This is a genomic window from Mesorhizobium sp. M1A.F.Ca.ET.072.01.1.1 (assembly GCF_004023325.1).
GTDB lineage: Bacteria > Pseudomonadota > Alphaproteobacteria > Rhizobiales > Rhizobiaceae > Mesorhizobium.
The window spans coordinates 1-7,443 of the sequence record NZ_RZSF01000326.1 but is presented as its reverse complement, the minus strand read 5'-3'; the positions used below and the strand labels follow the sequence as shown (position 1 = coordinate 7,443).

The 7,443-nt window shown below is 62.2% G+C and carries 10 protein-coding genes; 2 read left to right on the top strand and 8 right to left on the bottom strand.

Annotated elements, in window-relative coordinates:
* From EOA32_RS30365 to EOA32_RS30335, 7 genes are all read right to left on the bottom strand, one after another.
* Window positions 1-852 (bottom strand): methyltetrahydrofolate cobalamin methyltransferase (locus EOA32_RS30365; RefSeq protein ID WP_145971393.1); only part of this gene is annotated, 852 nt, incomplete at its 3' end.
* 141 nt (window positions 853-993) lie between these two features.
* Entirely contained in the window at window positions 994-2,088 is a 1,095-nt protein-coding gene (locus tag EOA32_RS30360; protein WP_095780812.1) for a methylenetetrahydrofolate reductase, read from the bottom strand.
* Complete coding sequence (locus tag EOA32_RS30355) at window positions 2,085-2,684, bottom strand: methylenetetrahydrofolate reductase C-terminal domain-containing protein (RefSeq protein ID WP_066999668.1); 600 nt, start codon at window positions 2,682-2,684, stop codon at window positions 2,085-2,087. Before EOA32_RS30355 ends, EOA32_RS30360 begins: the two co-directional genes overlap by 4 nt.
* The gene (locus EOA32_RS30350) at window positions 2,677-2,979 is read right to left on the bottom strand and encodes a virulence factor (RefSeq protein WP_128373672.1); all 303 of its coding nucleotides are present in this window, start codon (window positions 2,977-2,979) and stop codon (window positions 2,677-2,679) included. The genes EOA32_RS30355 and EOA32_RS30350 overlap by 8 nt, the downstream gene beginning before the upstream one ends.
* 134 nt (window positions 2,980-3,113) lie before the next feature.
* Window positions 3,114-3,896 carry a formyl transferase gene (locus EOA32_RS30345; protein ID WP_128373671.1) on the bottom strand — a complete coding sequence of 261 codons (783 nt, stop codon included), beginning with the start codon at window positions 3,894-3,896 and terminating at the stop codon, window positions 3,114-3,116.
* Window positions 3,897-4,001: 105 nt separating this feature from the next.
* Entirely contained in the window at window positions 4,002-4,577 is a 576-nt protein-coding gene (locus tag EOA32_RS30340; RefSeq protein WP_128373670.1) for a DUF4893 domain-containing protein, read from the bottom strand.
* Between the two features lie 167 nt (window positions 4,578-4,744).
* Window positions 4,745-5,374 carry a DUF1638 domain-containing protein gene (locus EOA32_RS30335; protein ID WP_066999681.1) on the bottom strand — a complete coding sequence of 210 codons (630 nt, stop codon included), beginning with the start codon at window positions 5,372-5,374 and terminating at the stop codon, window positions 4,745-4,747.
* A 56-nt stretch (window positions 5,375-5,430) separates the two neighbouring features.
* Here EOA32_RS30335 and EOA32_RS30330 point away from each other — a divergent pair, with 56 nt between their 5' ends.
* Window positions 5,431-5,568 carry an entericidin A/B family lipoprotein gene (locus EOA32_RS30330; protein WP_019858698.1) on the top strand — a complete coding sequence of 46 codons (138 nt, stop codon included), beginning with the start codon at window positions 5,431-5,433 and terminating at the stop codon, window positions 5,566-5,568.
* Window positions 5,569-5,654: 86 nt separating this feature from the next.
* Here the strand turns inward: EOA32_RS30330 and EOA32_RS30325 are convergent, their stop codons facing one another.
* Window positions 5,655-6,353: a B12-binding domain-containing protein gene (locus EOA32_RS30325; RefSeq protein ID WP_066999684.1), complete on the bottom strand. Its 699-nt coding sequence runs from the start codon at window positions 6,351-6,353 to the stop codon at window positions 5,655-5,657.
* A 281-nt stretch (window positions 6,354-6,634) separates the two neighbouring features.
* Between EOA32_RS30325 and EOA32_RS30320 the strand changes: the two genes are divergently transcribed.
* On the top strand, window positions 6,635-7,443 hold an 809-nt coding region (locus tag EOA32_RS30320), incomplete at its 3' end, for a trimethylamine methyltransferase family protein (protein WP_189407493.1).

Below are 7,443 nucleotides of genomic sequence, written 5' to 3'. Positions count from 1 at the left end.
GTCCTTGTAGGTGCGGATCCAGTTGGTGCAGTTCTCGTCGGTGCCGTTGAGCACGTTGGCGCCGCGCACGGCCTCCATCTCCTGCGGGCGGACCGGGTTCATGATGGCGCTCGTCATGCCGGCGCCGATCACCATCGGGATGAAGGCGGCGTTGATGCCGTGGCGATGCGGCAAGCCGAACGAGATGTTGGAAAGGCCGCAAGTGGTGTTGACCTTGAGTTCCTCGCGCAGCCGGCGCAGCAGTGCGAACACCTGGCGGCCGGCATCGCCCAGCGCGCCGATCGGCATCACCAGCGGATCGACGACGACGTCATGCGCGGGAATGCCGTGATCGGCGCAGCGCTCGACGATCTTCTTGGCGACCGCGAAGCGGACGTCCGGATCCATCGAGATGCCGGTCTCGTCATTGGAGATGGCGACGACCGGAACGTTGTATTTCTTGACCAGCGGCAGGATGGCTTCGAGCTTCTCTTCCTCGCCGGTGACGGAGTTGACCAGCGGGCGCCCCTTGGCGACCTTCAGCGCCGCCTCGATCGCGGCGGTCACCGAAGAGTCGATAGACAGCGGCAGATCGACCAAGTTCTGCACGATCTCCAGCGTCTGCACCAAAAGCGCCGGCTCGGTCGCATTGGGGTCGACGGCGGTGACGCCGGCATTGACGTCGAGCATGGTGGCGCCGCAGGCGGCCTGTTCCAGCGCATCCTTGATGACGGTCTCGAAGTTGCCGGCCACCATCTCGGCGGCCAGCTTCTTGCGGCCGGTCGGGTTGATGCGCTCGCCGATCACGCAGAAGGGCTGATCGAAGCCGATGACGATTTCTCGGGTCGCCGAGGCGACGATGGTGCGGGTCATGCAATCTCTCCGTCGGGATATAAAGAGTTCTTTATATCGTTATCTGGTCTTGTTCAAGCGGACGGGTGCCGGCCGCGCCTTGGACTTTAAGTTCATGTATGTCGTTGCCCCAAACCGGTTCTCACTTTTGGGCGACATACATCAATGCGCGGTCTTCACCATGTCGACCTGGGTTTCGGTAATCTCGTCGTGCAGTATGTGGTCGAGCCGCTCCGCGACGATCTGGTCGTCGCGGCGGATCTCCCGTTTCCAGGGCTGGCGGCCTTTCAGCACGCCGGATTCATCGACGATCTCGGCGACATATTCTTCCTGGCGGTAGGCCATCACATGGACGCCGGCGACGCCCGGAATTTCCTTCACCTCGTTGATGATGTCGATGCAGAGCTGCTTGCCTTCCTTCTTCTGGTCCTGCGCGCCTTCGAGCCGCTTGATCACCGCATCGGGGATATGGATACCCGGCACGTTGGAGCGGATCCATTTGGCGGTCTTGGCAGAGGCGAGCGGCCCGACGCCGCACAGGATGAACACTTTTTCGGTGTGGCCGAGGTCGCGCGCCTTTTGCATGAAGGTTCGGAACATCGGCACATCGAAGCAATATTGCGTCTGCACGAATTGCGCGCCGGCGGCGATCTTCTTGCCGAGATGGATGGGACGGAAATCGAAAGGCGGCGCGAAGGGGTTTACGGCAGCACCGAGGAAGACCTGCGGCGGCGTCGTCAGCTTGCGGCCGGACAGGAACTTGCCGTTGTCGCGCATGATGCGGATGGTTTCGAGCAGCGACATGGAATCGAGGTCGAAGACCGGCTTGGCGCCCGGCTGATCGCCGGCCTGCACGCCGTCGCCGGTGAGGCAGAGCATGTTGGCGACGCCCATTGCCGCGCCGCCCAGCACGTCGCCCTGAATGGCGATGCGGTTCTTGTCGCGGCACGCGATCTGCATGATCGGGGCGTAGCCCATGCGGGTCAAAAGCGCGCAGATGCCGACCGAAGACATGTGGCAATTGGCGCCGGAGGCGTCGACCGCGTTGATGGCGTCGACCCAACCGTCGAAGATCTTGGCGCGGTTGTAGACGTCTTCAGGGTCGGCGCTGTCGGGCGGGTTGAGCTCGGTCGTCACCGCGAACTCGCCGCGGCGCAGCACGCGCTCCAACCGACCGCGCGACGAATGGCCGGGCAGGGGATCGAGCGGCAGGTGAACGCCGGCCGGGTTCTCGTCGCGCTGGTGGCGGATGCTCATGCTGAAGCTCCGGGGTTCTGCGGGTTCTGGGCGGCTTCACGCGCCGCGGCCGCCTGCGCGGTCACCCTGAGCCAGGCCGAGGTTTCGCGCAGCGACTGATCGACCGGCTTCTGCACGGTGAGGATCTTGTCGCCATGCTTCATGTTGCGGGAGCCTTCCCAGGCCTTGACCCAGACACAGGGCATGTCCGGCTCGACCTCGCAATTGCCGTTGGCGCGCACGCCGCCGCACGGGCCGTTGCGCAGCTGCTTCGGGCAGTTCATCGGACACGACATGCCGGTGGAGGAGAGCACGCACTGGCCGCACATGCGGCAGTCGAACATGAAGCCCTTGACGCGTTTCTCGACGAATTTCACAGGCGCTTCGACGCGGCCGTAGCCGATGCCCTTCCACAAAGGATGCAAGAGCAGGAAGACATCGGCGAACCTGCCATAGAACCATTCGAGCAGTCGCGAATGGCGGATGGACCACAACCTCACGGCAAAAGTGCGCTGGACGCGGCGTTGCGGCGACACGTCCGCGGGCTTGTAGTCGGACTTCGGCGCCGCCTTCTTGACCAGGGTGGCCTGGGTGACCGCCGGCTGCTTCTCAGACATTTTCTTTCCCGCCAGCCTTGACCAGAGCGACCAGCCGCTCGCGGTCATATTTCGTATCGAGTTCCTGGTAGGCCTTCTTAACCTCGGCTTCGATGTCGTCGCCGACCGGAACCGGATCGGCCTTACGCCATTCGGCGAGGTAATCGTCGGTGCCGCCGGCGCCGGTGCGCATGGCGCACATGTCGATCGCCTCGGTGAAGCGCAGCGGCAGCTCGCGCTTGGCGTTCTGCCGGCCTTTCTTGACGATGACCTGCGCAGGGATATCGCGCCAATAGACGACGATCAGATCGGCCATGAATTCTCACTCCTCGATGTTGGGAGCATTGCCGCATGCGCCCTTGTGCCGCTTGTTATGGGACGACGCGCGCGCCTTCAAAAGCGACGCTGGCGATGACGCAAAGCGAGTGCTGAATTTCCGACGCTGGCAGATTACCAGACGCGCTTCGTCAGGCCGGTCCAGAGGTAGAACCAAATCGTCGGGTGAAACCACTGTTTCGAGGGCAGGCCGGGATCGATCATCGTAAGTTTTCCCGCCAGCGTCTCGGCCACTGCCTGGACGCAGATGTCGCGGGAAAATGCCGCCTGCCGCAGCGCGTAGCTGGCGATGGTGTCGCCGCGTTTCGACTTGAGGCGCGCCTGCTTCAGCACTCCGCCGGTGTCGACGCCGGCATCGACCAGATGTACGGTAGTGCCGAAATTCACTCGATCGCCGGAGGCCAGCGCCCAGTAGCCGCCATTCATGCCACGATATTTCGGGGCAATGCCGGCGTGATAGTTAAGCACCGGGCAAGGCATCTTCGCGAGCGTATCCCTCGACAGCAGCCGGCAGCCGGCGAGGAGCACGACGCCCGGCCCGATCTTCTCAATCGCCTGAAGGCATTCCGGACCGTTGGCGGAAGGCACATGAATGATCGTCTGGGTCGGGCGAGGTTCTGTCTCGAGCTTTTCCTCGGCAATCAGCCGTGCAGCATGGCCGGCAAAGAACCGCTTGCCAAGCCTGGTCAGCAGCATCGTGCCGAGCTGGCCGATGGCCGAGATCCAGCCCTGGCGGCGGGCGCGGCCGAGCAGCAAACGCTTTTTTGATTCAGGGGTTTCGAGGATGACACTGACAGGGCCGACGCGATCGGCGATGGCGTTGACGATGGCCCAGATATGCGGACCGCCTTCGGTGACGACCACAATCCGTCGCGGACTGGATTCCGACGTTGCCATGGCAAGCACCCGCTCTCAAAGTCGGGCGCATGCTAGGGCGAGCGGGTTAACCCTTGGTGAGACGCATGATCCTGGTCCGAAAAGTCTGCAACTTTTCGGGCTCAGTCAGCGCTTGAATTCCATGATGTCGAGCTTCGATTCGTAATAGGGCGCGGGGAATTCGATGCGCCACTCGGTGGCGCTGTTGCGGAAGGCATAGCCCACTTGGTCGCTTTCGGCGCCGCTGCCATAGGGCTTGGCCTTGTCGTCATTGACCGAAAACGAGCCGAGATAGATGGCGCGCTTCTCACCGTCGTCGAAGAACCGACCGGTGGTGCGCTGGGAGCCGCTGATCTTCTGCAGCCGCCAGCCCGAGCCGTCCTCGGTGACCTTGCATTTGAACCAGCCATAGATGACGAGCTGGCTCAAGCCGCCGGCCTTGATGGTGCGACATTTCCAGTTGCCGGTCAGATCCTTGTCGGAGAAAGCGACCAGCGGCTTCGCGAGCAGCGCATCGAGTTGCTTGACCTCAGCCGGATCGCCGGCCTTTGCCTCTTCGAGAGCCGCCTTGCGCGTTTCGCCATATTTGTCGAGCCGCGCCTTGTCGGCGGCGGTGATCAGCTTCTGCACCTCGCCATCGGCATAGGCCGGCAGGGCAAAGCCAATAAGGCAAAGGGCGGCAAGCAGCAGGCGAGGGATCATGGACGTTCCCCGAATCGGTGGCTGGAACAGCTGTTTGGTCTGCTGGGGCACAACTTACCCGTTCGCAGGCCGCTGTCATCCGGCTTAACAGCGGCGGCGAGGGGGCTTCGTCTGCAAGTCGATCGTCCGTTCCGCTGGCCGCCGTTTGAAGCAGCCCTGCGAGAGCCTCAAGCGTTGGCTGCCGCCCGTGCCAGTTCACCCGTGAGATCGCCATAGCCGGTCGAGCGGCGCTCGTAGGCGAGGTCGAGCATGGCGGCGGCTTTCTCGGCAACCTTGTCGAGTTCCGGATCGTCGGTTTGCGCGAGATAGATCAGCTTCTCGTAATTGCCGAAATAGTCCTTGATAAGCTCGGGATGCCTGTCGAGCCCGAGCGGCTTGATGAAGAAGGCGTCGAATTGGCGGCAGAGGAAGTCGGTCATGTAGAACGACATCATGTCGCCGTCGGCGACCTTCGCGTAGGCGTCCATGCCCTGGTAGAAGGCGAAGCAATGGGGGCCGGCCATGCGCTCCACGCCATGCTTCTCGATCACGCGGTCGAGCATGCCGCCGGTGCCGCAATCGGCATAGCCGACGAAGATGTGGTTGTAGCCTTCCGCCTTGGCCTTTTCGATGGCCTTGTCCATGGCCGGCGCGATGCGGTCCGGATAGAAGTGGAACTCGGCCGGCAGGCAGGTCAACTCAAGGTGATCGAGCTTTAGCTGTTGCTTGACGGCCAAAACTTCGCGCGCAATCATCCCGCAGGCGATGACGAGCAGCCTGTCTGTTTGATTCGGTTTCGTTTTTTGCGTTTTGACCATGAACCAGTCGAGCCGGTTTTCGCTGCGGGGCTAATTATCTGTTGAGGGAGACACCCATGAAACTGCTACGCATCGCGCCGATTGCCATCCTTGCCTGCGCGCTTGCACTCACCGCCTGCGCCAACACCATTCGAGGCGTCGGCAAGGACGTCAAATCGACGGCGAGGGCGGTCAAAGACACTGTCGCCAACTGATCGTTCAGCCTCATCATCATCATCTGGGAACAAAAAAGCCGCGCTGCAAGGCGCGGCTTTTTTCGATCCATCCTGATGCCCTGGGATCAGGCGGAAGCGCGAACGTTGTGCTTGCGCTTCATGAAATCCTTGGCGGTCTCGACCGCCACCGCGGCATCGCGGCAATAGGCGTCGGCGCCGACGGCCTTGCCGAATTCCTCGTTGAGCGGCGCACCGCCGACCAGCACGACGTAATCGTCGCGAATGCCCTTTTCCTTCATCGTGTCGATAACGACCTTCATATAGGGCATGGTCGTCGTGAGCAGCGCCGACATGCCGATGATGTCGGGCTGATGCTGCTCGATCGCTTCCAGATATTTCTCGACCGCGTTGTTGATGCCGAGGTCGATGACATCGAAGCCGGCGCCCTCCATCATCATGCCGACGAGGTTCTTGCCGATGTCGTGGATGTCGCCCTTGACGGTGCCGATCACCATCTTGCCCTGCTTGGGCGCGCCGGTGGCGGCAAGCAGCGGGCGCAGGATGGCCATGCCGGCCTTCATGGCGTTGGCCGAGAGCAGCACTTCCGGCACGAACAGGATGCCATCGCGGAAATCTTCGCCGACGATGCGCATGCCTTCGACCAGCGCCTCGGTCAGCACCGTGTAGGGCTGCCAGCCGCGCTCAAGAAGGATATGCGTGCCTTCCTCGATCTCTTCCTTCAGCCCGTCATAAAGGTCGTCATGCATCTGCTGCACGAGTTCCTCGTCGGAAAGCTCGGAAAGGATGATCTCGTCGTCGGACATTTTTTCCTCGGGCTCCTTGCTGCTCGGAATGCTTGCTGCAGCTCAAAAATCGATGCGCCAATACCTAACCCGCGAGGGCAAGGTAGCCATAGCTGATTTGCGACTTCCCGCAAAAGGAAAGCGACTGAAAAGTTGGCGGTTTTCTTGTCGATTTTGCGACAGGCGTTGGCGCTGGCGGGCCGTTTCCAATAGGGTGCATGGCTACGATCCGGAAAGAAGCGGCGGCGAACCGGCCGCGAGCCAATTCAGGCCCAAATCTAAAATCTATAGGAAGAACGATCATGAGCGATAACGCGGCAGTCGAGCAGGAAGCGTCGGGCGGACGACGCGGACGCGGCGCCAGCGGCGGCGCGGCGGCCAGGCGTGCGGCGCGCGCAGGCGGCGGTCCGGGCACCCAGCTCACCTATATCAAGCGCAAGATCAACGTCTACGAGGTCCTCGACGAGGAAGGCCTGGCGTTGATCGAGAAAAACACAGACACGGTGCTGGAAGAGATCGGCATCATCTTCCGCGACGACGCCGAGGCGCTCGCGCTGTGGAAAGAGGCCGGCGCCGATGTGAAAGGCGAGCGCGTGCATTTTCCCAAGGGGCTTTGCCGCTCGCTGCTCAAGACCGCGCCTTCGATCTACACCCAGCATGCGCGCAATCCGGAGCGTTCGGTGCAGATCGGGGGCAAGGGAACGGTGTTCGCGCCGGTCTACGGCCCGCCCTTCGTGCGCGACCTCGACGGCAACCGCCGCTACGCAACGCTTGAGGATTTCCAGAATTTCGTGAAGCTCGCCTATATGGCGCCGTCGATCCACCATTCGGGCGGCACGGTATGCGAGCCGGTCGACGTGCCGGTCAATAAGCGCCATCTGGACATGGTCTATTCGCATATCCGCTATTCGGACAAACCGTTCATGGGCTCGGTGACGGCGCCGGAGCGGGCCGAGGATACGGTGGCGATGGCCAAGATCGTGTTCGGCGAGGATTTCGTCGAGAACAACACGGTGCTGACCAGCCTGATCAACGCCAACTCGCCGATGGTGTTCGACGAGACCATGCTCGGCGCGCTGAAAGTCTATTCGCGCCACAACCAGGCCTGCAT

Coding starts and splice junctions, on each gene's coding strand:
- EOA32_RS30350 (WP_128373672.1), bottom strand. CDS start 2,979: ATGGCCGATCTGATCGTCGTCTATTGGCGCGATATCCCTGCGCAGGTC.
- EOA32_RS30360 (WP_095780812.1), bottom strand. CDS start 2,088: ATGAGCATCCGCCACCAGCGCGACGAGAACCCGGCCGGCGTTCACCTG.
- EOA32_RS30355 (WP_066999668.1), bottom strand. CDS start 2,684: ATGTCTGAGAAGCAGCCGGCGGTCACCCAGGCCACCCTGGTCAAGAAG.
- EOA32_RS30345 (WP_128373671.1), bottom strand. CDS start 3,896: ATGGCAACGTCGGAATCCAGTCCGCGACGGATTGTGGTCGTCACCGAA.
- EOA32_RS30330 (WP_019858698.1), top strand. CDS start 5,431: ATGAAACTGCTACGCATCGCGCCGATTGCCATCCTTGCCTGCGCGCTT.
- EOA32_RS30335 (WP_066999681.1), bottom strand. CDS start 5,374: ATGGTCAAAACGCAAAAAACGAAACCGAATCAAACAGACAGGCTGCTC.
- EOA32_RS30325 (WP_066999684.1), bottom strand. CDS start 6,353: ATGTCCGACGACGAGATCATCCTTTCCGAGCTTTCCGACGAGGAACTC.
- EOA32_RS30340 (WP_128373670.1), bottom strand. CDS start 4,577: ATGATCCCTCGCCTGCTGCTTGCCGCCCTTTGCCTTATTGGCTTTGCC.